This window comes from Shouchella patagoniensis, assembly GCF_002019705.1.
Taxonomy (GTDB): domain Bacteria; phylum Bacillota; class Bacilli; order Bacillales; family Bacillaceae_D; genus Shouchella; species Shouchella patagoniensis.
In genome coordinates this window covers 1198784-1224153 of the sequence record NZ_KV917377.1, presented here as the reverse complement: position 1 = coordinate 1224153, position 25370 = coordinate 1198784, and the positions used below count along the sequence as shown (strand labels likewise).

The window sequence follows — 25370 nt, the reverse complement described above, 5'->3', positions numbered from 1 at the left end:
AGGAACAACTTTTTCAATTGAATCACTTTAAGTTTTTAGCTAAGGCGTGTATGCTATAGATACAAACATAAATAGACATGGAAGTTAAAGCTTTCAGTAGTTAATAAAAAGGAGTGTAACGTATGGCTTTTGTTATATTAAGCCCATGTATTGGGGAAAAGGCTGGGGAATGTGTTGATGTATGCCCAGTAGATTGTATTGAAGAAGGGGAAGATCAATACTATATTAATCCCGATATTTGTATTGATTGTGGAGCGTGCCAAGGGGTATGTCCTGTAGATGCTATCGTAGAAGAATATGAGATGGCTCCTGAAGACCAAAAGTTCTTGAAAAAAGCAGAAGAATTTTTTGGGATTGAATAACAAGTAGAAAGAGTTAGGTGTTAAATGACACCTAATTCTTTTTTTATTGATACTGGACAGCTGCACTGTATTTTGTATAATATGTATGGGAAACAATTGAAGCACAGATGTGATTGATTAGGTAAGACACCTACACATTGTATCTTGCAAATATAAGAAGATAGGTGAATTTCAAAATGGAAAAAGAATATCGAGTATTATTGTATTATTATTACACAACGATTGAGGATCCAGAGTTGTTTTCAAAAGAACATCTGGCATTTTGTAAGGGAATCAATTTAAAAGGGCGTATTCTTGTGGCGTCTGAAGGGATTAATGGTACGGTTTCGGGGTTAAAAGAAGACACGGATCTGTACAAACAAGCGATGGAAAACAACCCACTTTTTGAGGGAATTGTTTTTAAAGAGGATGAAGAAGATGGCCATGTATTTAAGAAAATGCATGTGCGGCCGCGTTCAGAGCTTGTAACATTGCGGTTAAATGAAGAGGATATTAATCCTCTAGAACTTACTGGGAAATATTTATCGCCATCAGAATGGAAAGAAGCAATGCAACAAGATAATACGGTTGTTATTGATGCTAGAAACGATTATGAATATGACGTAGGTCATTTTCGTGGAGCAGTTCGTCCAGATATAAAGACATTCCGTGATTTACCGGAGTGGATTAGAGAAAATAGAGAGCAGTTTGAGAACAAACGAATTTTGACATATTGTACAGGTGGCATACGTTGTGAAAAGTTTTCAGGTTGGTTAAAGCAAGAAGGCTTTGAGGACGTGTCGCAATTACATGGTGGCATTGTGACGTATGGTAAAGATGAAGAAGTGCAAGGTGACTTATGGGATGGACAATGCTACGTGTTTGATGAGCGTTTAACGGTCCCGATTAATCAAATTAATCCGATTGTAGTTGGTAAAGATTATTTTGATGGAACCCCTTGTGAACGCTATGTGAATTGTGCAAACCCAGAGTGCAATAAGCAGATTTTATGCTCGGAAGAAAATGAACATAAACATGTTCGTGGATGCACACCAGAATGTCGTGTTCACCCGCGCAATTTATATATTAAAGAGCAGCAATTATCACCTGAAGAACACCAAGATCGTTTAGATGTTTTAGGTGAGGAGTTGCCTGTACGTTCATAATAATAAAGAGCGCCCCAAAATAAAGGGGCGTTTTTTTTGTGCATTTTTTTATCGATATGGTCTAAAGTTCGAGAATGCTCGTATACATGAAAGTACAACCATTCTGGGGGGGAAAGAAATGCGTAAATTAGTAGGAATTAGCGTACCATTTATCGTTGTTCTAACATTAGCAACAGGCTGTTCGTCTGGGGCGAATGAGCCCGTAGATACATTAGATGAACCGCCTATTACGTATACAACGGATGAAGACGGTTTAGAGATTCGTAATGCTGAAGAGATTCAAGATGAGGAAGAAGCTGACGAGGAGGCAGAGGAAGAGGAAGAGGGCGAAGCTGAAGAAGGCGAAGATGAAGTGAGTCCTGATGCTGCGCAAGAATCTAGAAATTTAAGAGAGCTTTATTTAATTGACTCTGATGGAATGGTTGTACCTCAAACGTTAACACTTCCAAAGACTGAAAGTTTAATGAAGCAATCTCTTGAATATTTAGTAGTTGAAGGTCCGCTTCAAGAGCTTTTACCAAGTGGCTTTCGTGGTGTAATTCCTGCAGGGACAGAAGTGGAAGTTAATCATTTAAAAGAAGACAAGTTAGCAATAGCGAATTTCTCTGCTGAATTTGGAGACTATAATCCGGATGATGAAAAACGCATATTTGAAGCAATTACCTGGACGTTAACTCAGTTTCCGGAAGTTGAAGAAGTGAAGATTGAGATCGATGGAATAGAATTAGATAAAATGCCACAAACTGAAACGCCAATTGTAGGAAATCTAACACGTGCTGATGGCATTAACTTAGATTCTAGTGGAGTTGTGGATTTTACGAATAGTGAAGATCTTACTCTATACTTCCTAAGTTCATACGAGAATCAATCCTATTATGTTCCTGTAACGAGAAGGGTCGAAAATGTTGACAATGCAATTGCTTCGGCTGTGGATGAACTTATAAATGGACCAGCCGCTATGATGACAAATTTAACAGGGCTGTCCCCAGAAGTACAACTACTTGAAGATCCAGAACTTGTTGATGGTGAAGTTGTGCTAAACTTTAATGAGGCAATTCAAGCTGCTGCAGGAGAAGAAATGGTTATCCCGCAGACCGTGTTAGAAAGTCTTGCACTCACATTAACAGAACAAATGGGAATTGAAAAAGTGTCGATCCAAGTAAATGGAGAAGCAGGGGTGCAATCTGAAAGCGGTCAAGAGGTGGAAGAAGTCACCCGTCCTACAATGTTAAATGTCCATCCACTTTAATGAGTAGTAGAGCATCTGCGATTATGCAGATGCTCTTTGTCTTATGTTATACTTAATCACGACTGAATGGAGAAGCTTCTCTAACCTAAGAGGAGGATGAAGAATGCGTCAAGATGGACGGACGAAAGAGGAACTTAGAGATATTCAGATAATCCCGGAATTTACGAAACATGCAGAGGGATCGGTGTTAATTTGCATCGGAGACACAAAAGTCATTTGCACAGCGTCAATTGAAAATAAGGTGCCTCCTTTTTTACGCGGACAAAAAAAAGGTTGGCTTACAGCGGAATATGCGATGCTCCCCCGGGCGACCGAACAACGGACGATTCGTGAATCAGCAAAGGGTAAGTTAACGGGAAGAACGATGGAAATCCAACGATTAATAGGAAGAGCTCTTCGGGCTGTTGTCGACTTAGATCAATTAGGAGAACGGACTGTCTGGATTGACTGTGATGTGATTCAAGCTGATGGTGGAACTCGTACGGCTTCCATTACAGGTGCATACGTTGCTCTAGTATTAGCTTTAAAAAGCGCGAAAGAATCAGGGGTATTGTCGCAATGGCCCGTGAATGATTTTTTAGCTGCTGTTTCAGTAGGCAAACTTGTCGATGGAGGCATTGTTTGTGATTTAAGTTACGAAGAAGATTCGCAAGCGGATGTTGATATGAATGTCGTGTTAACGGGTTCGGGTCAATACGTAGAAATTCAAGGAAGTGGAGAAGAGGCTGTTTTTAGTCGAACAGAGATGAATGAACTGCTTGATTTGGCTGAGTCTGGTATAAAAGAATTAATTGAAAAACAACGGTTGCTTGTTGGAGAAGCAGCAATGTGGATTGAAGAAAGGAGAAGACCAAAAAATGAATGAACTTGTAATAGCAACAAGAAATAGTGGGAAAGTTTCTGACTTTAAAGACCTTTTTTCAGGATCATTTCAGGTGAAATCTTTAATCGATTTCCCTGAAGTACCAGAAATTATTGAAGATGGAAATACGTTTAAAGAAAATGCAGCAAAGAAAGCGGAAACCCTTAGTGCTTATTTAAACAGACCTGTTCTTGCTGACGATTCAGGATTAATTGTGGATGCTCTTGATGGCCGTCCAGGTGTCTTCTCCGCGCGTTATGCAGGACCAGATAAAAGTGATCAAGATAATATAGATAAAGTTTTACAGGAGATGGCTGATCTTGCTGTAGAGGACAGAACAGCGCGTTTCTATTGTGTCATTGCTCTTGCCAAACCTGGAAAAGAGACGGTTTACGCAGAAGGGAGTTGTGAAGGGATAATTGCTAGAGAAGAAAGTGGAACTAATGGCTTTGGGTATGATCCAATCTTCTTTGTTCCCTCACACGATAAAACAATGGCCCAATTGAGCTCTCGAGAAAAAAATGAAATTAGCCATCGTGCAAACGCCTTAAGAAACTTTAAGAAGCAGTTTGTAGGGGGATTATTATGAACGTTCTTGTTGTTAGCGACAGCCATGGATGGAAAAAAGAACTAGCAGAAATCATTGACCAAAAACGTGATTTTGTTGAGCGAATCATTCATGCGGGCGATTCGGAACTTGATGTAGGTGATCAAGTATTGGCTGGTTCACAAGTAGTTGCTGGGAATTGTGATCTCTTTGCTGCTTTTCCGCAAGAGCTTCATTTAGAATGGAACGGAATTCCTGTGTACATTACACACGGACATCACCACGGTGTGAAAAATGATTTAGATCAGTTAATTTCTCATGCTAGTAGAAGTGAGGCTAAAATTGCTGTTTATGGTCACACACATATTGCTAAAGCAGAAAAAAAGCACGGCGTACTCTTAATTAACCCAGGGAGTGTTCGATTGCCTAAAGGTTATAATCAAGGGACATATTGTATAGTGACAATTGAGCAGAAAAAAGCAAAGGTTGTCTATTACTCAATTTCTGGTGAGGAAGTTCCTCATTTAAGTAAATCATTTGAGCTTTAGTAAGAGTAATTCTAAAAATAACCTGGTTGCTTTATTTAGAATTTGTAAATAAAGTGATCAGGCTTTGTTATTAAGAAAAACTAAACATATTATAGTTGACATATTTACACGGTTAAGGTATATTTATAGACGTCGCAAATAGTTGTGCGTACATAATACATATAGGTAAAGTGTTCAATTAAATAATATGCGGGTGTAGTTTAGTGGTAAAACCTCAGCCTTCCAAGCTGATGATGTGGGTTCGATTCCCATCACCCGCTCCATATTTTGAGTCCCAGTAGCTCAGCTGGATAGAGCAACGGCCTTCTAAGCCGTCGGTCGGGAGTTCGAATCTCTCCTGGGATGTATGAAAAAACCTTCATGTAATTAATGCATGAAGGTTTTTTCTAATGAAATCCCTTCCTATTTTTCCTCTCCTATGTTTTGCTCCAGACAAAACGGATAGATGCGTAAATTAGTGTTCCCATATCAATTTAAATTCCCTATGAATACTTCCCGGTATCCTATTTCTCAAATGTTTGAAGTGTTAATTTAAGAATGTATTGCGTATTGCTTTTAAAATTCATGTTCTGTACTTAGTGAAATATATATAGAAAAAAAGCAAGTAGGTTTATTCAAAGCAGACAGAACAAAAAACGCCTTGCTTAAATGTGCAATGAGGCGTTTTCTAAAGGTTCAATGTTTGATTCAATTGAATATAGCAATCGGTCGATATCTTTGCGTATGTGTTCTTCAGAATAGAAATAAACTGACCAGCCTTTGCGCTGTAAAAGACGGGCAATTTTCCTTTCTTTCGTAGCCTCTTGTTTTCTGATTAATGCAACACGGTAAGGTACGATCGCAACATTAATTGATATAGAGTCGACGAAATAATCGGGTGAGGGATAGTAGCCTCTGTCTCGTAAAACTCGACAAAGATTACGTTCTGCTTCCTGTTGACATAATTCCCATTGATTAGTTACTACGACAAGAGATGCCCGTGGGTGAGGAAAGAAAAAGCGAGAGAGAATACGTATACTTTTAATGAACTTCATTTTAGTGTTTTTTCGTTGCATAACATCACCACCTGTTTTTTACTATCCCCGCTTTTCGGAAAAATATAGCTAGAAAGCCAAAAAAAATTCTGAAGTATAATTTAGCGTGATACCAAATGTGGAAGCGCATACATGAATTTTCTTTTAAATACAATTTTCGAAAAATGGTTGACCATCGCAAGTAAGAGGCGTATAGTAAATTGCAATAATAGTTAAACAAAAACAAGTGTCCTCTGCAGGAGGAGTATTCTTTAATACTTCTTTGTATGAACGTAAAAAAAAACTAAGCAAAAAAGCAGTACGGGGGGCGATTCAATTGAGAAGCAACATGATCAAAAAAGGGATCGACCGGGCGCCTCATCGAAGTCTTCTTCGAGCGGCTGGTGTCAAAGAAGAAGACATGGATAAGCCTTTTATCGGTGTATGTAATTCATACATTGATATTATTCCAGGTCATATGCATTTAAACAAATTTGCTGAAGTTGCGAAAGAAGCAATCATTGAAGCTGGTGGTATCCCATTTGAGTTTAATACAATTGGAGTGGATGATGGCATTGCCATGGGCCATATAGGAATGAGGTATTCACTACCGAGCAGAGAGATCATTTGCGATTCAGCAGAAACCGTTATTAACGCCCATTGGTTTGATGGTGTTTTTTATATACCGAATTGCGATAAGATTACACCTGGTATGTTAATGGCTTCGGTTCGGACGAATGTGCCATCCGTATTTGTATCGGGTGGTCCGATGGAAGCTGGTAGGACAAAGGATGGTCAGAGTCTTTCACTTGTATCTGTCTTTGAAGGAGTGGGCGCATTTGCGTCAGGTAAACTGACAAGAGAGGAACTTTTGGAAATCGAACAACAGGCTTGCCCTACATGTGGATCATGTTCAGGAATGTTTACTGCGAATTCAATGAACTCATTAATGGAAATGTTAGGTCTTGCTCTTCCAGGAAACGGGACATTGGTTGCTACTTCTAAAGCCAGGCACAAACTAATAAAAGATGCTGCTAAACATTTAATGGGATTGATTGAAAACGATATTCGACCACGGGACATTGTTACAGAAGAAACGATTGATGACGCTTTTGCGTTAGATATGGCGATGGGCGGATCAACAAATACAGTCTTGCATACATTGGCGATTGCTAATGAAGCAGAGATTGATTATGATTTGCAGAGAATTAATCAAGTTGCTGAACGAGTTCCTTATTTATGTAAGATCAGTCCTGCGTCAGATTATTCAATGGACGATGTTCATAAAGCGGGGGGCGTAGCAGCAATCATGAAAGAACTAGTGGAAATGGGAGCTGTAAAAGGTGATCGAATTACGATCACAGGAAAGTCGCTTTATGAAAATGTTGCTCATGCGGAGATAACAAATAGCGATGTGATCCGGAAAAGGGAAACGGCATATAGCCCCGTTGGTGGATTATCAATTCTTTATGGAAACCTTGCTCCAGACGGGGCGGTTATTAAAGTAGGAGCAGTTGATCCAACAATTAAAATTTTTACTGGAGAAGCGATTGTATTTAATTCACAAGAGGAAGCTCAAGATGAAATAAATAAAGGGACTGTTCACGCAGACCATGTTGTAGTCATTCGTTATGAAGGACCAAAAGGTGGACCAGGAATGCCGGAGATGCTTGCTCCAACATCTGCAATTCAGGGAAGAGGATTAGGTACAAAAGTAGCACTGATAACAGATGGACGTTTTTCAGGAGCGTCTCGTGGAATCTCAATTGGACATATTTCTCCTGAAGCGGCAGAAGGCGGTCCGATTGCTTTCGTTGAAAATGGAGATATCATTTCAATTAATTTAATAGATCGAACTATTGAGTGGGATGTTAGTGATGAAGAGTTTGCAAGACGTCGTGAAGGTTGGACAGAACCAGAGCCTAAAGTGAAAAAAGGGTATCTAGCAAGATACTCAAAATTGGTTACATCCGCAAATACGGGCGGAGTAATGAAAATTTAATAACAAAAACGATGAAGAGGAAAGTAATGTTGGTATTTATCTACAGAGAACCGTTGGTGCTGCGAAACGGTGTTAAAACCAATATGAAACTCACCTCTGAGTGCGTCTCTGAAAATTGAAGTAGGAGCGCCGAATGTACTAGTTGCATTCGTTATCAAAAATTGCGGGCAAAATGTCCGTAAGAGGCTAACGATAGTTAGTGAATAAGGGTGGTACCGCGTGAAAGCTTTCTCGCCCCTTGCTGAAGGTAAATTTGGCATGGGATGTGAGGAAGCTTTTTTCTTTTTAAAAAACCATTAAAGGAGGCAGGTTTATGATTCATTCCAAGGAAACAGAGAAACAACCGGTAAATGATAAAAACAGATTGTGTACAGGTTCAGAGATCCTGTTAAAAGCGTTAGCTAGTGAGGGGGTTGAGGTCATTTTTGGCTATCCAGGCGGGGCCATTTTACCGACTTATGATGAAATATACAAGCTTGGAATGAACCATATTCTCGCTAGGCATGAACAAGGTGCGATACATGCTGCAGAAGGTTATGCACGCATTACTCAGAAGCCTGGTGTATGTATTGTTACTTCAGGACCAGGGGCTACAAATGTTGTAACTGGAATTGCTGATGCAATGATGGATTCATTACCGCTAGTTGTCATAACAGGCCAAGTTGGTACGCAATTAATTGGAACTGATGCTTTCCAAGAGGCGGATATGTTAGGGATTACAATGCCGATTACAAAACATAACTTCCAAATAAGGTCAGTTGATGAACTTGCACAAACAGTGAAGGAGGCATTTCATATTGCTGTTACTGGTAGGCCTGGACCGGTATTAATTGATTTACCTAAAGATATTTCCCAACAAGTCACAACGTTTCGCTATGAGAAAAAAATTCATTTACCTGGATACCAACCAACGACTAAACCTAATAAGCAACAAATTCGAAAGGTTCTGGAAAAGCTTCAAACTGCTAAAAAGCCTGTTTTATTGGCTGGTGCTGGAGTATTGCATGCTCAAGCAAGTGAAGAACTTATCCAATTTACCGAGAGAAACCAACTTCCGCTTGTAAATACATTATTAGGGCTAGGTTCTTACCCGGGAAATAATGAACTCCATTTAGGGATGGGTGGAATGCATGGAACATACGCAGCTAATATGGCGCTGCATGAGACTGATTTTCTAATCAACATTGGATCTCGCTTTGATGATCGTCTAACAGGGGTTTTAGAACATTTTGCTCCTTACGCAACAATTGCGCATATTGATATAGATCCGGCGGAAATCGGTAAAAACATTTATGTTGATATCCCGGTTGTTGGTGATGCAAAAGCTGCATTGACGATGTTGCTTCAAGGGAAAGGACCAAACGCGGAACATGATGATTGGCGGAAGCAGACTCAGTCATGGAAAAGAGAGTATCCACTCTGGTTTAAGCGCGACAAGGAAGTAATCAAGCCACAAGAATTAATACAGAAGTTATATGAACAAACAAATGGTGAAGCGATTGTTACAACCGATGTAGGCCAGCACCAAATGTGGGCAGCACAGTTTTTTGCTTACAATAAACCAAATCGATGGGTTACATCAGGAGGCTTAGGCACAATGGGTTTTGGTTTTCCGGCAGCTATTGGTGCCCAAATCGCCGAACCGGAATTGCCAGTCCTTGCGATTACAGGGGACGCTGGATTTCAAATGACATTACAGGAAATGTCTATACTACAAGAGCTGCAACTACCAGTAAAGATAATCATCGTTAATAATGCTTCGCTCGGAATGGTTCGACAATGGCAACAGTTATTTCATGGAGAACGTTACTCACACTCCCTCTTTCCGATACAGCCAGACTTTAGTAAGTTAGCTGATGCCTATAGTATTAAGGCTATCAAAGTTGAAAAATTATCTGAGTTGGATGGAGCAATAGAAGAAACATTGTCGCACGCTGGACCTGTGTTACTTGAGGTGTGTGTTGCAAAAGAAGAAAATGTATACCCAATGATCTGCCCAGGTCAAGGCCACCATTGCATGGAAGGGGTGAAGCCATCATGAAACGAACAATAACGGTTTTGGTTCACAATCGCTCTGGAGTGCTAAATCGTATAACAGGTTTGTTTTCAAGAAGGCAATACAATATCGATAGTATCACTGTCGGTGTGACAGAAAATCCCTCTATATCGAGAATGACATTTGTTGTCGTTGTTGATTCGATGGAAAATGTAGAACAAGTAATAAAGCAGCTTCATAAGCAAATTGACGTATTGAAAATTAAAGATATAACGGATGAAGCAACTGTCGCTCGTGAATTGGTATTAGTCCGAATTATGGCAACTTCCGTTCAGCGAGGTGAAATAGCTTCGCTCGCTGAAACGTTTCGAGCACAGGCAATTGACATCGGCAAAGAGTCAATGACGTTGCAAGTAACAGGGAATACAGAAAAAGTGGAAGCTTTTATTGAACTTGTTAAACCATATGGGATTCAAGAAGTTGCACGAACCGGTGTAACAGCGATTAACAGAAGTGCAAAAATGAGCACGGATACGTCTAGACTAACGCTTATTAATTGAAGCGAGTCCATATAATTAAAAATAAGGGAGAGATTTTAAATGGCTAAGGTATATTACAATGGTGATGTGAATGAGCAAGTATTACAGGGGAAAACAGTAGCAATTATCGGTTATGGTTCTCAAGGACATGCGCATGCGCAAAATTTACGTGAATCAGGAGTTGACGTTGTTGTAGGGTTAAGACCAGGAAAATCTTGGGATAAAGCAACCGAAGATGGCTTCGATGTTCATTCCGTTCAAGAAGCTTCAGCAAAGGCGGATGTAATCATGATCTTATTACCTGATGAGCATCAACCTTCTATTTATAAAGATTCAATAGAGCCAGAACTTGGAGCAGGAAAGTCGCTTGTATTTGCTCACGGTTTTAATATTCATTTTAACCAAATCGTTCCTCCGGATAATGTGGATGTCTTTTTAGCAGCACCAAAAGGGCCAGGACACCTTGTTCGACGCACATATACAGAAGGTGCAGGAGTACCTGCGTTAATTGCAGTTCATCAAGATGCGACTGGTCAAGCTAAAGACACAGCATTAGCATATGCGAAACAAATTGGTGCGGCACGTGCAGGAGTATTAGAGACTACGTTTAAAGAAGAAACGGAAACGGATCTATTTGGGGAGCAAGCAGTTCTATGTGGGGGAACTTCTGCACTAGTAAAAGCGGGTTTTGAAACACTTGTGGAAGCTGGTTATCAACCAGAGATTGCTTACTTTGAGTGTTTACATGAGTTAAAACTCATCGTTGATCTGATGTATGAAGGTGGGTTAGAGTACATGCGTTATTCAATCTCGGACACAGCACAGTGGGGTGATTTTCAAGCAGGACCACGAATTGTTACGGATGAAACAAAAGCAGAAATGAAAGCCATTCTAACGGATATTCAAAAAGGAAAATTTGCAAAAGGATGGATTTTAGAAAATAAATTAAACCGTCCAGAATACAACGCAATCAATGAAGCAGAAAAAAATCATCCACTTGAAGTTGTGGGTCGTGAGCTTCGCGAAATGATGCCATTTGTTAAAGCTTCTAAATCGAAAGGAGTGGTTGGAAGTGCGAAAAATTAACGTCTTTGATACGACGTTACGTGATGGGGAACAAACACCTGGGGTGAATTTGAATGGAAAAGAAAAAATAGAAATTGCCCGTCAACTTGAACGTTTAGGTGTCGATATTATTGAGGCTGGATTTCCAGCCTCCTCTCCTGGAGATTTTCAATCTGTAAAAGAAATTGCTGAAACGATAAAAGGCGCTTCCATTACAGGACTTGCCCGTTCAAAAACAAATGATATTGATACAGCATGGGAGGCTTTAAAAGCTAGTGCAGAACCAAGAATACATGTGTTTTTAGCAACGTCGCCCATTCATATGCAATACAAACTAAAAATGACTCCTGATGAAGTGATTGAGCAAGCTGTTCATAGTGTGAAATACGCAGCCACAAGATTTCCACACGTTCAGTTCTCAGCTGAAGATGCCAATAGATCTGATTGGGCGTTCTTAGTAAAAATAATTGAAGCGACTATCTCTGCGGGGGCCTCGGTTATTAACTTACCTGATACTGTTGGGTATACAACTCCTGAAGAAATATCCGAATTATTTGAATATGTCATTACACATGTACCTAATATTGATAAGGCTGTGTTGTCAACTCACAATCATGATGATTTAGGAATGGGAGTTGCGAACTCACTTGCAGCGATCCAGGCAGGAGCAGGCCAAGTGGAATGTACAATAAACGGAATCGGTGAACGTGCGGGTAACGCATCATTAGAAGAAATAGCAGTCGCCTTGCAAATTCGCTCTGATTATTACGGAGCTAAAACAGATCTTCAATTAAGTGAATTGAAGCGAACGAGTTCACTTGTGAGTCGTTTGACGTCAATGAATGTACCGGGTAACAAAGCTGTTGTTGGTGCACATGCATTTGCTCATGAAGCAGGAATTCATCAAGACGGCATGCTGAAGCATAAAAGTACGTATGAAATTATAACGCCAGAACTTGTTGGAGCTACTTCTTCAGCGCCTTTGGGTAAACATTCTGGTCGTCATGCATTTAAAACAAAACTAAATGAGCTTGGCTTCACAGGATCAGAAGAAAAGTTGAAGGCTATTTTTGTTGCTTTTAAAGATTTAGCTGATAAAAAGAAAGAAGTTACTGAAGATGATCTATTTGCATTAATGGCAGATGCGACAGATGAGTTACAAAACGCGCAATATGAACTAGAGGCTCTGCAGGTGAGTTATGGCACAACTCATGTACCGACTGCTACAATTCGACTTGCTCTTTACGGAGGTGGGCGAATTGAAGAAGCGGGAACAGGTTCTGGTAGCGTTGAAGCGATCTATAATACACTTGGAAAGCTAACGGGAAGTCATTATGAATTAAAAGATTATCGCATTCAATCAGTTAATGGTGGAGAGGATGCGTTAGCTGAAGTTCATGTTCGCATCGAATCAGAGGGAATAGAACAATCCGGCAGAGGAGTTGCACATGATGTATTAGAAGCTTCTGCAAAGGCATATATTCATGCGGTTAATCGAATGTTAAATCGTCAACAGTTTCAAGGTAAATCAAAGGTGAATAGTTAGGAGGTTCGTATGGAAAAGAAGATAGTTCTTTTACCGGGTGATGGAATTGGTCCAGAAATTGTTTTTGAAGCAAAACGTGTTCTGGAGGAAGTAGGAAAGATTTTTGGAGTGACCTTTCAATTTACTGAGGAACAGATTGGTGGAGTTGCTATTGACAAGTCTGGTGTACCTCTTCCAGATAAAACCGTTGAACAATGTTTAAATGCAGACGCCATTTTACTTGGAGCGGTAGGAGGACCAAAATGGGATAATGTGGAACCTTCGCTAAGACCAGAACGTGGTCTATTGAAAATTCGCAAAGCCCTTGATCTTTACGCCAATTTACGCCCGGTTCAAGTAATGGAGCCTTTAATTCATTCCTCCGCTATAAAGCCAGAAATATTAACTGGAGTCGATCTTTTAATTGTTCGTGAATTAACAGGTGGAATTTACTTTGGTTCACCAAGTGAACGCCGTGAAATTGATGGGGAACTAGGTGTAGTTGATACCCTGGTATATAAGCGATCGGAAATAAAAAGAATTCTTAAACAGGCATTTGATTTTGCACGGCTAAGAAGTGGACGTGTGATGTCTGTAGATAAAGCGAATGTCCTTGAATCAAGTAGGTTATGGCGAGAGGTAGCCGAAGAAACAGCGAATGAATATAAGGATGTCATACTTGAACATATGCTTGTAGATAATGCGGCAATGCAACTTATTCGTAATCCGAGGCAATTTGATGTAATCGTAACCGAGAATTTATTTGGCGATATTTTAAGTGATGAAGCCTCAATGATTTCTGGTTCCCTTGGTTTGCTTCCATCAGCGAGTATGAATTCGTCAAAGCTGGGTTTGTTTGAACCAGTACATGGATCAGCACCGGATATCGCAGGGAAAGGAATAGCGAATCCTCTAGCGGCGATTGCTTCTGCGGCCATGCTTCTTCAATATGGACTTGGATTAATTGAAGAAGCAAAGACGATTGAAGTTGCTATTGAAAGAGCGTTACGTAATGGTTACCGTACGCCGGATATTGCTTTAACAGGTGATCGAATTGTTTCGACAACAGAAATGACAGACGCTGTGATCGAAGCGTTGAAAATCGCTTCATACAGCAACTAATGGGGGGAGAAAAATGGCGAAAACGATTATTGAAAAAATTTGGGATTCGCATGCAGTAGTTGAAGAACAAGGAAAGCCGAATTTGCTTTATGTCGATTTGCATTTGGTTCATGAAGTTACATCTCCTCAAGCGTTTGAAGGACTGAGATTGGCGGGGAGAAGTGTAAGACGTCCTGAAAAAACGTATGCAACGATGGACCATAATGTACCTACAGTAAATAGATATGATATTAAAGACCAGATTGCACGAACTCAAATGGAAACGCTGGCTGCAAATTGTAACGAGTTTAATATCGAAATTGCTGATCTTGACCATCCTGAAAACGGAATTGTTCATATTATAGGACCGGAATTGGGACTTACTCAACCAGGGCATGTCATTGTTTGTGGTGACAGTCATACATCCACACACGGAGCGTTTGGTGCAATTGCATTTGGAATTGGTACAAGTGAAGTGGAGCATGTGTTAGCGACTCAAACCATATGGCAATCAAAACCAAAAACACTAGAGATCCGTTTATCAGGAAAACTTGGGTTAGGCATAACGGCAAAAGATGTGATCTTAGCAATTATTTCTAAGTTTGGTGTTGATGTAGGGACAGGTTCCATAATTGAATTTACTGGTGAGGCTATTCGAGGAATGACAATGGAAGAAAGAATGACGATTTGTAATATGTCCATTGAAGCTGGGGCAAAAGCGGGATTAATTAGTCCAGACCAAGTAACGTTTGATTATTTAGAAGGAAGAAGTAAAGTCCCAACAGGAAAGGCTTTTGAGGAACGTGTATCCTATTGGTCGTCACTTGCTACAGATGCAGGTGCATCATACGACCGTTCATTAACAATTGACGCATCAACTATAGAACCAATGGTTACTTGGGGAACAAACCCTGGGCAAGGACTTTCAATTTCACAAACAGTTCCTGATCCTAAAGAAGGACGTTCCGAATCAGAATCACGTGCTATTAGCCAAGCGCTTGAGTATATGCAGTTGACGCCTGGAACTCCTATTCAATCAATTGAAATTCAACATGTTTTTATTGGTTCTTGTACCAATTCTCGTTTAAGTGATTTAAGGGATGCAGCGGCAATTATTAATGGAAGAAATGTGGCAAAAGGAGTACGTGCCCTTGTAGTACCTGGTTCTGAACGGGTTAAAAAAAGAGCTGAAGAAGAAGGGTTAGATAAAGTATTTATTAAAGCAGGATTTGAATGGCGTAGTTCTGGATGTAGCATGTGCCTAAGTATGAATCCAGACATTGTCCCAGAAGGAGAACGTTGTGCATCAACATCTAATCGTAATTTTGAAGGCAGGCAAGGAAAAGGGGCGAGAACACATCTTGTAAGTCCGGCGATGGCAGCGGCAGCTGCAATTGCAGGACAGTTTGTAGATGTCAGAAGTATGGAAAAGGTTGGTGAACGTTGATGGAACCATTTCGTATACACAAAGGCAAAGCTGTTGTCCTTGACCGAGTAAACGTTGATACGGATCAGATTATTCCGAAACAATTTTTGAAACGTGTGGAGAGAACTGGTTTCGGGCAGTTTCTCTTTTATGATTGGCGCTTCTTATCTGATGGTGTAGAAAACCCTTCTTTCGAATTAAATCAGCCTGAAGTTAGAGGAGCAAGCATATTAATAGGGGGGCATAACTTTGGGTGTGGTTCTTCTCGAGAACATGCTCCTTGGGCATTGTACGATTATGGATTCAGCGTAATCATTGCTCCGAGCTTTGCAGATATTTTTTATAATAACTGCGTTAAGAATGGCTTGTTGCCAATTACACTTTCCGCAGAAGATACAAAACAATGGATGGAGGTCGTTAAAGAGCAGCATGAAGAAGTCGTTGTTGATCTAGAGCAGAAGAAGTTAGTATGTGGCAAGTTGGAGACGATGTTTGAAATGGATTCGTATTGGCGTGATATGTTATTAAATGGATGGGATGAAATAAGTTTAACGTTAAAATATGAAGATCAAATTACGGCTTATGAAAACAGCCGTTAAGAATTTGCTCCCTGGCATCGTCTGGGAGCTTCTTATGTTTGATTTAGCAGGGTTTAGGGAACGAATAGCGAATAGAAGTAATGTAGAATTTGTATACTTTATGGGAGCCGTGATACATTAATGGAATAGGAGAAAGCGGGCGATTTACGTGACAGATAAGAAGCAAGATGAAAAAAAGCTCATTCTATTTCCTGGGTTGGTCAAGCGCCTAGTTGAAGAAGGGATGGACGAACTAAAACAAAAACATGCAGATAGGTCACTGCAATTGTTTACCCAAGCTGAAACCCACGAGCCTACTAACCCGCAGGCGCGATTTGGTGTTGTTTTGAGTCTAATTGAACTAAACCGCCAAGCCGAAGCAGTGGAGAAAACAAAGACTCTCTTAAATGAAGGAATTGGCGACTATTATGAAACCTTGCAAGTACATGTATCCCTTCTTGTTCAACTTTCACGATATGAAGAAGTTGTTCATTTACTTGAGACTATCTTAGGAGAAAATCGTTTGCCACCTGCATATGCTGAGACTTTTTATGAACTACTACATTTCAGCAGGCAAATGAGTGATTCAAAAGCATATGATGAATCATTGCTTGATCAAGGACATAAAAAAGAAACGATTTTGGAATTAAGAGCTGGGCTCCATGCAACAAATGAACCGGCTAAATGGAAAGCCCTTCAAACAGTTCGTGAGCTTAACCTTTTAGCTCTGTTGGAGGATGTACGCGAATTAGCAAGTGATGAGTTGGCGAACCCACTAATGCGCACGTTCGCATTACAGTTGCTTCATGAATGGCAGGATGCACAACCTATTGTCATTAAGCGAGATGGTAAATCATTAAAACTTATACCAAAAGATTTGCAGGAGCCTGGTGAACGGGAGGTGGATAAAGAGATCCGTTCTGCTCTTGAGCGTCAACTTGAGCACGAAAATCCAGTTTTATTGCAAATGGCCAAACAACTACACCATACATATTTGTTATTGACATACCCATTCGTACCACCTGCTGGAAATGCACAAGCCTGGGCATGCGCATTTCACCTAGTTGCTTCAGAACGCCTCGGAATGGATTCAGATGAGAAAGAAATGGTCGATTGCTATGGATGCGAGCGATTTGATGTGCTCGAAGCTTCTAATGAGATAGAAGCGCTTGAGCAAGATATCCTAATTGAATCGCAAGAAAATAACCAATGGTTTCGTACATAAGAGATTTTATCAACCTATCGATTGAAAGATCAAACCTTTATGTTATAATGGAATGGTTGTCAAAAACGTGATAAAGTAATTTTGAATTTATAAGCTGGAGGGAACATAAACATGTCTGCAAAATGGGAAAAAACAGAAGAAAATACAGGCGTCTTAACGATTGAAGTCGAAGCAGATAAAGTCAACGACGCGTTAGATAAAGCGTTTAAAAAAGTTGTTCAGAAAGTAAACGTACCAGGATTTAGAAAAGGGAAAATGCCTAGAGGGTTGTTTGAAAAACAATTTGGCGTTGAGTCTCTATATCAGGATGCTCTTGACTTTGTATTACCTGATGCTTATGCAAGTGCAGTTGAAGAAGCTGGAATTTTTCCAGTGGATCGTCCAGAAATCGACGTGGAAAGCATTGGAAAAAATGAAACACTTGTATTTAAAGCAACTGTTACGGTTAAGCCAGAAGTTAAACTAGGCGATTACAAGGGGCTGGAAGTTGATGTTCCAAGCACTGAAGTAACAGATGAAGATGTACAAGAGGAATTAACAAAGCTTCAGGAACGTCATGCAGAATTAATTGTTGTTGAAGAAGGCGAGATTCAAGATGGTGATACGGCTGTCCTTGATTTTGCTGGTTATGCAAATGGAGAAGCATTCGAAGGTGGAACAGCAGAAAATTATTCGCTTGAAATTGGCTCAAATTCATTTATTCCTGGATTTGAAGAACAACTTGTTGGTTTAAAATCAGGTGATGAAAAAGAAGTTGAAGTAACATTCCCTGAAGAATATCATGCTGAAGATTTAGCTGGTCAGCCGGCGACTTTCAAAGTGAAAATTCACGATATTAAGCGTAAGGAATTACCAGCGCTAGATGATGAGTTTGCTAAAGATGCGAATGAAAAAGTAGAATCTTTGGACGAGCTTAAAGCTGAGCTTCGCACGACGCTTGAAGAGCAAAAGAAAGTTGAATCTGATAATGCCGTGCGCGACGCTTTACTTGAAAAAGCAGCAGAACAAGCTGAAATTAATGTACCAGAAGCTATGGTGACAAGCGAAACGGATCGTATGCTGCAAGAGTTTGGTCAACGTTTGCAATCACAAGGCATGAGTCTTGATATGTACTTCCAATTCTCTGGTCAAACGGAAGATGACATGCGTGAACAGTTCAAAGAAGACGCTGGCAAGCGTGTTCGTGTGAACTTGACACTTGAAGCAATTTCAGAGGCGGAGAATGTAGACGTTTCTGAAGAAGAAGTAGAAGAAGAAGTACAAAAAATGGCTGATATGTACCAGCGGTCAGCAGATGAGATTAAAGCTCTTCTTGCAGCGCAAGGCGGACTAGAGAACGTTAAAGGCGATTTAAAGATGCGTAAAGCAATTGAAGTTCTTGTTGATCATAGTAAAACAGCTGAATAAATAAAAGGCGCGGGTTGCATGCCCGCGTTTTTTCTTTTATGATCAATTTAGAATGGGTAAGAAAGATTGTTTGATCAAATTAGGTATGTTTACATTCCTTTCTCCATATTTTAAGTATGTTACCGATAAAAAATGAACATGCTGTATACAGGTCAAAAAAAAGGATTTTAGCGGAAAAGCTTGAATTGTACATAAAGCACTAAGTAAAGTACAATCAACAAATGAGGTGGTAAAAGAGTGTTCCGCAAGGTGCTTTGCCATAGCAAGAAAATACATAATAGAGCATATTTCTAGAGTGTTGATTCTGGATATGCTAAAATAGTTTGACGTTGTAGTTTTTCATCGCTCAGACAGAATTTCAGCGAGAAAAAGAGAATATCCTGTAAGGGGTGAGGTCATGTTTAAATTTAACGAAGAAAAAGGACAGCTAAAGTGTTCGTTTTGTGGGAAAACACAGGATCAAGTAAGGAAATTAGTCGCTGGACCTGGTGTGTATATATGTGATGAATGTATTGAACTTTGTACTGAAATTGTTGAAGAAGAACTTGGAACGGATGAAGAAGTAGAACTGGAAGAGGTTCCAAAGCCAAATGAAATATGTTCAATTCTTGATGATTACGTTATTGGTCAAAGAGATGCTAAAAAATCACTCGCTGTTGCAGTTTATAATCATTATAAGAGAATCAATTCAATGGCCCGTTCAGAAGATGTTGAGCTTTCAAAAAGTAATATTACGATGATTGGTCCGACTGGAAGTGGGAAAACATTACTTGCTCAAACGTTAGCTCGTATATTGAATGTTCCTTTTGCAATTGCAGATGCAACTTCATTAACAGAGGCTGGATATGTAGGGGAAGATGTTGAGAATATCTTGCTTAAACTGATTCAAGCTGCAGATTATGATGTTGAAAAAGCGGAAAAAGGTATTATTTATATTGATGAAATTGACAAAGTTGCTCGTAAGTCAGAAAACCCATCTATTACTCGTGATGTTTCAGGTGAAGGTGTACAACAAGCGTTATTAAAAATCCTTGAAGGTACAACTGCAAGTGTACCTCCGCAAGGTGGGCGCAAACATCCTCATCAAGAATTTATACAAATCGATACAACAAATGTCCTCTTTATTTGTGGAGGAGCATTTGATGGCATTGAACAAATAATTAAAAGCCGCCTCGGTAAAAAGGTTATCGGGTTTGGTTCAGAAGATACTAGTCAAGATGAATTAAAACCTGGTGAATATTTAGCCAAAGTATTACCCGAGGATCTGTTAAGATTTGGTTTAATTCCAGAATTTATTGGCCGCTTACCAATTATCTCAAGTTTAACGCCGCTTGATACAAATGCGCTTGTTGAGATTTTGACAAAGCCAAAAAATGCACTAGTTAAGCAATATCAGAAATTGCTTGAATTAGATGATGTAGAACTTGAGTTTACAGAAGATGCATTAAAAGAAATTGCCAATAAAGCAATAGAACGGAAAACTGGTGCCCGTGGCTTACGTTCCATTATTGAAGGTATTATGTTAGATGTAATGTTTGATTTACCTTCACGTGAAGATGCGGTTAAATGTATTGTTCACGGCGCGTGTATAACAGAAAATGCAGCTCCAATTATTAAATCAGCCGATGGCACAGAGTTAACACTTGATAAACCAAAAGAAAGTGCATAATGAAAAATCCCTTTCAGTTAGATCATGCTGAAAGGGATTTTTTCTATTGTTGCAAGCTGTTCAGAATTGGAAATAATGAGTGCTAAAGTTTTAGACTAACTCCAATCCCTCAGGAAATACTAACAGCATCATACGTATTCAGGAGGATGAACATATATGGGTTTTACATCAATTGCATTAGTTATTCAGTTATTTTTTGGAATTGTCATTGGGGTATACTTTTGGAACTTATTAAAGAATCAACGGAGCCAAAAAACATACATCGATAAAGAGTCAAAAATAGAGCTCGAGAAAATGAAAAAAATGCGGGCGATCCGCTTATCTGAACCATTAGCAGAAAAAGTTCGACCAAAGAATCTTGCAGAAGTTGTGGGACAAGACGACGGGTTAAAAACCTTGCGAATGGCAATTTGTGGACCAAATCCTCAGCATGTTATCATTTATGGTCCTCCAGGAGTAGGAAAAACAGCAGCCGCACGATTAGTGCTTGATGAAGCAAAGAGGCATGCCGATTCTCCATTCCAATCAACAGCTGTATTTGTTGAACTTGATGGAGCGACGTCTCGTTTTGATGAAAGAGGGATAGCTGATCCATTAATTGGTTCTGTCCATGACCCAATTTATCAAGGAGCTGGCGCGATGGGACAAGCTGGAGTACCTCAACCAAAACCAGGAGCCGTTACTAAAGCTCATGGAGGTATCCTTTTTATTGATGAAATCGGAGAATTGCATACGATTCAGCAAAACAAATTATTAAAAGTGCTTGAAGATCGAAAAGTTTTTCTTGAAAGTGCATATTATAGTTCAGAAAATGATCAAATCCCAACGCATATACATGATATTTTTAAAAGGGGTCTTCCTGCAGATTTTCGTTTAATTGCAGCAACCACAAGACAACCTGAAGAAATGCCACCAGCAATTCGTTCGCGATGCTTAGAAGTCTTTTTTAGGGCACTTGATCCAAATGAGATTATAGAGATTGCGAAGAGGGCTGCAAGCAAAGCGGCTATGGTTTTAGATGATCAAGCTGCTTCGAAAATTGCCTCTTATGCAACCAACGGGAGAGAAACCGTAAACATTGTACAAATTGCGGTAGGTGCCGCACGCTCGGAGAATCGTACGACAATACAATGTGAAGATATTGAGTGGGTTGTTCATTCCAGTCAGATGTCTCCAAGACCTGAACGGAAAATTCATAGTGAGCCAGTGGTAGGTTTAGTTAACGGTTTAGCTGTTACTGGACCGAGTAGTGGGGCATTGCTTGAGATTGAAGTTTTGGTTCAGGAACGTAAAGGAAGTGGAACGTTAACGATTACTGGGATCGCCGAAGAGGAACAATCTGGTTCGCAAGTAAGGTCTATTCGTAGGAAAAGTATGGCGCGGTCTTCTGTTGAAAATGTAATTTCGGTCTTAAAGCGTAAAGGAGAGCGTACAGATGATTATGATATACATGTGAACTTTCCAGGAGGGACTCCAGTTGATGGTCCGTCAGCAGGTATCGCAATTGCAACTGGTATCTATTCTGGTATTCATGACCTACCAATATCTAACAAAGTGGCGATGACAGGTGAATTAAGCATCCACGGGAAAGTGAAGCCAATTGGTGGTGTTATAGCAAAAGTAAAAGCGGCAAAGCAGGCAGGTGCGACTACAGTCATTATTCCAAAAGAAAATGAACAAGCGATGTTGCACAACATTGAAGGTGTAATAATTCATGCGGTCACTACTTTTGATGAAGTACTTAAGTTAGCTTTAATGGAGGGTGTGGAAGAAACTGAAGTTATCCCTGCCCAGACATTTGTCACACCAAGTACATTCACAGTCTAACTATTAGACAAATTGGCTCATAATGAGCTAAAATGAGTAGATGGTTGTATGGTGAAAAAGCAATATGATGAATGTAGAGCGTCAATCTAAACGACTGACGCTCTATTATGTGCATGAAAAAGAAATGAGTATATCCTTGCTTTAGGTAGGATACACATGAAAGATACAATGATTAGGTAATAGAAATGGTGGAGGTGTAATGCGGATGGTTGACCAAATAATTGAACGACGAGTTCCGCTCCTTCCTTTGCGTGGTGTCCTGATTTTTCCTGGGTCAGTTATGCATTTAGATGTTGGACGTGAAAAATCTGTAAGAGCATTAGAGGAAGCGAAAAATAATGATCAATATTTGTTTTTAGTAACGCAAAAACAAACAGCAAAAGATGAACCCGAAGAAGAAGATTTATATAAAATCGGTACGTATGCCAAAATTAATCAATCATCAAAGTTGGCAAATGGAACGGTAAGAATCCAAGTTGAAGGTATTCAACGGGGAGAAATAAATGCGTTTATGGATCACGGAGATATGCTTGTGGTGGATGTGTCGCTTTTTGATAAACAGCAAGAAAGTGATATTGAAGCGGAGGCATTAATGAGAACACTCCAATCAATGTATGAACAGTTTGCTAAACAATCGAAGCGTGCCTCACAGGATACAGTCAATTTATTAAAAGAAACCGTTAATCCTGAACTGTTTGCAGATACAATAGCTGCTAACTTGACGTTAAAACTAAAACAAAAGCAAGAATTACTAGAGCTTTTAAAAGTAAATAAACGTCTCCACAAGTTAATTGAGCTTCTAGGAAATGAGCAAGAAGTCCTTGGACTCGAGCGAAAAATAGGGCAACGCGTTAAGAAATCAATGGAAAAAACTCAAAAAGAATACTATCTTCGAGAACAGATGAAAGCCATTCAAAAGGAATTAGGCGATCGTGAAGGGCGTACTGGCGAAATAGCGGAATTAAAAGAAAAAATTGAAGCAGCAAATATGCCCAATCCTGTGTATGAGAAAGCAACAAAAGAACTTTCACGCTATGAAAAAATGCCCGCTAATGCTGGAGAGAGTTCTATATTAAGGACCTATCTGGATTGGTTAATTCAGCTTCCTTGGACGAATGAAACAGAAGATCAACTGGATGTCAATAAAGCAGAAGACATTTTGAATGAAGACCATTATGGATTGGAAAAAGTGAAAGAACGAGTTTTGGAATATTTAGCGGTGCGGCAGCTAACTAAGTCAATGAAAGGACCGATTCTTTGCTTAGCTGGACCTCCTGGTGTAGGGAAAACATCCCTTGCTCGTTCGATTGCCCGCTCTCTTAACCGCAAATTTGTGCGTATGTCACTAGGCGGCGTTCGTGATGAAGCGGAAATTAGAGGCCATCGCCGTACATATGTCGGCGCAATGCCAGGTCGTCTCATTCAGGGAATGAAACGGGCTGAGACGGTTAATCCGGTCTTTTTACTTGATGAAATTGATAAAATGGCACAAGATTTTCGTGGAGACCCTGCTTCTGCATTACTCGAAGTTCTGGATCCTGAACAGAATAATACGTTTAGTGATCATTACCTTGAGGAATCATACGACCTTTCGAAGGTGATGTTTGTGACAACGGCAAACAATATTGGTACGATTCCTGCTCCTTTACTTGATCGAATGGAAATTATATCAATTCCTGGGTACACAGAATTGGAAAAAAGGGAGATTGCTAAAAAATATTTACTGCCAAAGCAAATGAACGAACATGGTTTAACGAAATCAATGCTTCAAGTAAAAGATGAGTCATTGCAAAAAGTGATTCGTTATTATACAAGAGAAGCTGGAGTACGTGGTTTAGAACGGCAACTTGCGACATTGTGCAGAAAAGCTGCAAAGATGGTTGTAATGAATGAACGAAAGCGAATTGTACTCACAGATAAAATGGTTGAAACAATGCTAGGAAAGCCTCGTTTTCGTTATGGTATGGCAGAAGTTGAAGATCAAATAGGAGCTGCTACTGGTCTTGCTTATACAGCTGCAGGAGGAACTACTTTAGCTATTGAAGTGTCAGCGGTCCCCGGAAAAGGAAAACTAACATTAACAGGGAAGCTTGGCGATGTAATGAAAGAATCTGCACAAGCTGCATTTAGTTATATTAGGTCGAGATCAGAAGAGTTAAATATTGATTCTAGTTTTAATGAAAAGACTGACATTCACATTCACGTACCAGAAGGAGCTACGCCAAAAGATGGGCCTAGCGCAGGTATTACGATGGCAACTGCTTTAATCTCAGCATTAACTGGTAGACATGTTGATCGGGAAGTTGGAATGACTGGTGAGATTACATTACGAGGCAGGGTTCTTCCAATTGGTGGATTAAAGGAAAAAGCGATGAGTGCACACCGTGCTGGCATCAAAACAATTATCATTCCAAAAGATAACGAGCGCGACATTGATGATATTCCAGAAAGTGTCCGGAAGGAGCTATTTATTGTTCCGGTAGAGCACTTGGATGAAGTATTGAAAGTAGCGCTGAAAGAAGGTAAGGCATGAAAGTCACAAAAGCAGATCTAGAACATGTCGCAGTTAAGCCAGAACAATATCCTAATTCCCAGTTCCCTGAATTGGCACTTGCCGGCCGTTCGAATGTTGGTAAATCTTCATTTATAAATAAGATGTTAAATAGAAAAGGGCTAGCCCGTACTTCGGGCCAGCCTGGCAAAACACAGACACTCAATTTCTATGAAATTAACGAGAGGTTGTATTTTGTTGATGTTCCTGGTTATGGATATGCTAAGGTTTCAAAAACAGAGCGCGCCGCTTGGGGACGAATGATTGAGGAATACTTATCAGAAAGAGAACAATTAAAGGCAGTGCTGCAACTTGTTGATATAAGACATAAGCCTTCAGAAGATGATCAACTCATGTATGATTGGATGAAGCATTTTAATATACCAGTTATTCTCGTAGCAACGAAAGCAGATAAATTAACAAAAAGCAAAGCGCAGAAGCAATTATCTGTGATTGCTAAAAGCTTAAATAAAGATCCAAATGATCCGCTTTTATTGTTTTCATCTGAAACAGGGCAAGGTAAAGACGAAGCGTGGCGCACAATCCTTGCATATTTACGTGTTTCTCAAAATTAAGCAGTGGAAAACTCCACTGCTTCTTTTTTTTAAAAGCTTGAAAGTCTTCTTTTGTTCACAAAAAAATTTTGAGTCCTTATTTAGACATGTTATAATTTAGGCATGATATAATTATTATTGGATAAAGTAGAGAGAAGAAAGATCGTTACGGATTGTTC

General features: G+C 39.8%; 21 protein-coding genes, 2 tRNA genes and 1 other annotated feature. Of the genes, 22 read left to right on the top strand and 1 reads right to left on the bottom strand.

Annotation, left to right across the window (positions count from 1 at the left end):
• The first annotated feature begins 122 nt into the window (after positions 1-122).
• The 8 genes from fdxA (at position 123) to BK584_RS06555 (ending at position 5058) form a co-directional block, all read left to right on the top strand.
• Entirely contained in the window at positions 123-362 is a 240-nt protein-coding gene (gene fdxA, locus BK584_RS06590) for a 4Fe-4S ferredoxin (RefSeq protein ID WP_054710476.1), read from the top strand.
• A 176-nt stretch (positions 363-538) separates the two neighbouring features.
• Positions 539-1507, top strand: a complete 969-nt coding sequence (gene trhO / locus BK584_RS06585) for an oxygen-dependent tRNA uridine(34) hydroxylase TrhO (RefSeq protein ID WP_078391859.1) — start codon at positions 539-541, stop codon at positions 1505-1507.
• A 118-nt stretch (positions 1508-1625) separates the two neighbouring features.
• Positions 1626-2756 (top strand): GerMN domain-containing protein, encoded by a 1131-nt coding sequence (locus tag BK584_RS06580; RefSeq protein WP_078391858.1) that lies wholly within the window; start codon positions 1626-1628, stop codon positions 2754-2756.
• Between the two features lie 103 nt (positions 2757-2859).
• Positions 2860-3621 (top strand): ribonuclease PH, encoded by a 762-nt coding sequence (rph, locus tag BK584_RS06575; RefSeq protein ID WP_078391857.1) that lies wholly within the window; start codon positions 2860-2862, stop codon positions 3619-3621.
• Positions 3614-4207 carry an XTP/dITP diphosphatase gene (locus tag BK584_RS06570; RefSeq protein WP_078391856.1) on the top strand — a complete coding sequence of 198 codons (594 nt, stop codon included), beginning with the start codon at positions 3614-3616 and terminating at the stop codon, positions 4205-4207. Before rph ends, BK584_RS06570 begins: the two co-directional genes overlap by 8 nt.
• Positions 4204-4713 carry a metallophosphoesterase family protein gene (locus tag BK584_RS06565; RefSeq protein ID WP_078391855.1) on the top strand — a complete coding sequence of 170 codons (510 nt, stop codon included), beginning with the start codon at positions 4204-4206 and terminating at the stop codon, positions 4711-4713. Before BK584_RS06570 ends, BK584_RS06565 begins: the two co-directional genes overlap by 4 nt.
• A gap of 189 nt (positions 4714-4902) precedes the next feature.
• Positions 4903-4976: transfer RNA gene (locus tag BK584_RS06560), tRNA-Gly, on the top strand.
• A gap of 8 nt (positions 4977-4984) precedes the next feature.
• Positions 4985-5058 (top strand) — tRNA-Arg (locus BK584_RS06555).
• A 299-nt stretch (positions 5059-5357) separates the two neighbouring features.
• Here BK584_RS06555 and BK584_RS06550 read toward each other — a convergent pair.
• A complete protein-coding gene (locus tag BK584_RS06550) occupies positions 5358-5768 on the bottom strand; it encodes a hypothetical protein (RefSeq protein WP_078391854.1) in 411 nt (136 codons plus the stop codon).
• Positions 5769-6063: 295 nt separating this feature from the next.
• Here BK584_RS06550 and ilvD point away from each other — a divergent pair, with 295 nt between their 5' ends.
• From ilvD to yihA, 14 genes are all read left to right on the top strand, one after another.
• The gene (gene ilvD, locus BK584_RS06545; protein ID WP_078395439.1) at positions 6064-7728 is read left to right on the top strand and encodes a dihydroxy-acid dehydratase; all 1665 of its coding nucleotides are present in this window, start codon (positions 6064-6066) and stop codon (positions 7726-7728) included.
• A 2-nt stretch (positions 7729-7730) separates the two neighbouring features.
• Positions 7731-7970, top strand: a binding site (T-box leader).
• Positions 7971-8041: 71 nt separating this feature from the next.
• On the top strand, positions 8042-9769 hold the full coding sequence (gene ilvB, locus BK584_RS06540; protein ID WP_078391853.1) for a biosynthetic-type acetolactate synthase large subunit: 1728 nt from the start codon (positions 8042-8044) through the stop codon (positions 9767-9769).
• Positions 9766-10284, top strand: a complete 519-nt coding sequence (gene ilvN, locus BK584_RS06535) for an acetolactate synthase small subunit (RefSeq protein WP_078391852.1) — start codon at positions 9766-9768, stop codon at positions 10282-10284. Before ilvB ends, ilvN begins: the two co-directional genes overlap by 4 nt.
• A 39-nt stretch (positions 10285-10323) precedes the next feature.
• Positions 10324-11349 (top strand): ketol-acid reductoisomerase, encoded by a 1026-nt coding sequence (gene ilvC, locus BK584_RS06530; protein ID WP_078391851.1) that lies wholly within the window; start codon positions 10324-10326, stop codon positions 11347-11349.
• Positions 11336-12874: a 2-isopropylmalate synthase gene (locus BK584_RS06525; RefSeq protein ID WP_078391850.1), complete on the top strand. Its 1539-nt coding sequence runs from the start codon at positions 11336-11338 to the stop codon at positions 12872-12874. Before ilvC ends, BK584_RS06525 begins: the two co-directional genes overlap by 14 nt.
• A gap of 9 nt (positions 12875-12883) precedes the next feature.
• Positions 12884-13975, top strand: coding sequence for a 3-isopropylmalate dehydrogenase (gene leuB, locus BK584_RS06520; protein ID WP_078391849.1), 1092 nt, complete (start codon positions 12884-12886; stop codon positions 13973-13975).
• A gap of 13 nt (positions 13976-13988) precedes the next feature.
• On the top strand, positions 13989-15401 hold the full coding sequence (gene leuC, locus BK584_RS06515; protein WP_078391848.1) for a 3-isopropylmalate dehydratase large subunit: 1413 nt from the start codon (positions 13989-13991) through the stop codon (positions 15399-15401).
• Entirely contained in the window at positions 15401-15979 is a 579-nt protein-coding gene (gene leuD / locus BK584_RS06510) for a 3-isopropylmalate dehydratase small subunit (RefSeq protein ID WP_078391847.1), read from the top strand. The genes leuC and leuD overlap by 1 nt, the downstream gene beginning before the upstream one ends.
• 148 nt (positions 15980-16127) lie before the next feature.
• Positions 16128-17183, top strand: a complete 1056-nt coding sequence (locus tag BK584_RS06505; RefSeq protein ID WP_078391846.1) for a hypothetical protein — start codon at positions 16128-16130, stop codon at positions 17181-17183.
• A 111-nt stretch (positions 17184-17294) separates the two neighbouring features.
• On the top strand, positions 17295-18590 hold the full coding sequence (gene tig / locus BK584_RS06500) for a trigger factor (protein WP_078391845.1): 1296 nt from the start codon (positions 17295-17297) through the stop codon (positions 18588-18590).
• A 397-nt stretch (positions 18591-18987) separates the two neighbouring features.
• The gene (clpX, locus tag BK584_RS06495) at positions 18988-20259 is read left to right on the top strand and encodes an ATP-dependent protease ATP-binding subunit ClpX (protein ID WP_078391844.1); all 1272 of its coding nucleotides are present in this window, start codon (positions 18988-18990) and stop codon (positions 20257-20259) included.
• Positions 20260-20415: 156 nt separating this feature from the next.
• A complete protein-coding gene (gene lonB / locus BK584_RS06490) occupies positions 20416-22086 on the top strand; it encodes an ATP-dependent protease LonB (protein ID WP_078391843.1) in 1671 nt (556 codons plus the stop codon).
• A 205-nt stretch (positions 22087-22291) separates the two neighbouring features.
• Complete coding sequence (gene lon / locus BK584_RS06485) at positions 22292-24619, top strand: endopeptidase La (protein ID WP_078391842.1); 2328 nt, start codon at positions 22292-22294, stop codon at positions 24617-24619.
• Positions 24616-25212 carry a ribosome biogenesis GTP-binding protein YihA/YsxC gene (gene yihA, locus BK584_RS06480; protein ID WP_078391841.1) on the top strand — a complete coding sequence of 199 codons (597 nt, stop codon included), beginning with the start codon at positions 24616-24618 and terminating at the stop codon, positions 25210-25212. The genes lon and yihA overlap by 4 nt, the downstream gene beginning before the upstream one ends.
• The last annotated feature ends 158 nt before the right edge of the window (positions 25213-25370 follow it).

Coding starts and splice junctions, on each gene's coding strand:
- yihA (WP_078391841.1), top strand. CDS start 24,616: ATGAAAGTCACAAAAGCAGATCTAGAACATGTCGCAGTTAAGCCAGAA.
- tig (WP_078391845.1), top strand. CDS start 17,295: ATGTCTGCAAAATGGGAAAAAACAGAAGAAAATACAGGCGTCTTAACG.
- clpX (WP_078391844.1), top strand. CDS start 18,988: ATGTTTAAATTTAACGAAGAAAAAGGACAGCTAAAGTGTTCGTTTTGT.
- fdxA (WP_054710476.1), top strand. CDS start 123: ATGGCTTTTGTTATATTAAGCCCATGTATTGGGGAAAAGGCTGGGGAA.
- leuB (WP_078391849.1), top strand. CDS start 12,884: ATGGAAAAGAAGATAGTTCTTTTACCGGGTGATGGAATTGGTCCAGAA.
- BK584_RS06580 (WP_078391858.1), top strand. CDS start 1,626: ATGCGTAAATTAGTAGGAATTAGCGTACCATTTATCGTTGTTCTAACA.
- ilvC (WP_078391851.1), top strand. CDS start 10,324: ATGGCTAAGGTATATTACAATGGTGATGTGAATGAGCAAGTATTACAG.
- leuD (WP_078391847.1), top strand. CDS start 15,401: ATGGAACCATTTCGTATACACAAAGGCAAAGCTGTTGTCCTTGACCGA.
- lon (WP_078391842.1), top strand. CDS start 22,292: ATGGTTGACCAAATAATTGAACGACGAGTTCCGCTCCTTCCTTTGCGT.
- leuC (WP_078391848.1), top strand. CDS start 13,989: ATGGCGAAAACGATTATTGAAAAAATTTGGGATTCGCATGCAGTAGTT.
- BK584_RS06565 (WP_078391855.1), top strand. CDS start 4,204: ATGAACGTTCTTGTTGTTAGCGACAGCCATGGATGGAAAAAAGAACTA.
- rph (WP_078391857.1), top strand. CDS start 2,860: ATGCGTCAAGATGGACGGACGAAAGAGGAACTTAGAGATATTCAGATA.
- BK584_RS06550 (WP_078391854.1), bottom strand. CDS start 5,768: ATGCAACGAAAAAACACTAAAATGAAGTTCATTAAAAGTATACGTATT.
- ilvB (WP_078391853.1), top strand. CDS start 8,042: ATGATTCATTCCAAGGAAACAGAGAAACAACCGGTAAATGATAAAAAC.
- trhO (WP_078391859.1), top strand. CDS start 539: ATGGAAAAAGAATATCGAGTATTATTGTATTATTATTACACAACGATT.
- ilvN (WP_078391852.1), top strand. CDS start 9,766: ATGAAACGAACAATAACGGTTTTGGTTCACAATCGCTCTGGAGTGCTA.
- lonB (WP_078391843.1), top strand. CDS start 20,416: ATGGGTTTTACATCAATTGCATTAGTTATTCAGTTATTTTTTGGAATT.
- BK584_RS06570 (WP_078391856.1), top strand. CDS start 3,614: ATGAATGAACTTGTAATAGCAACAAGAAATAGTGGGAAAGTTTCTGAC.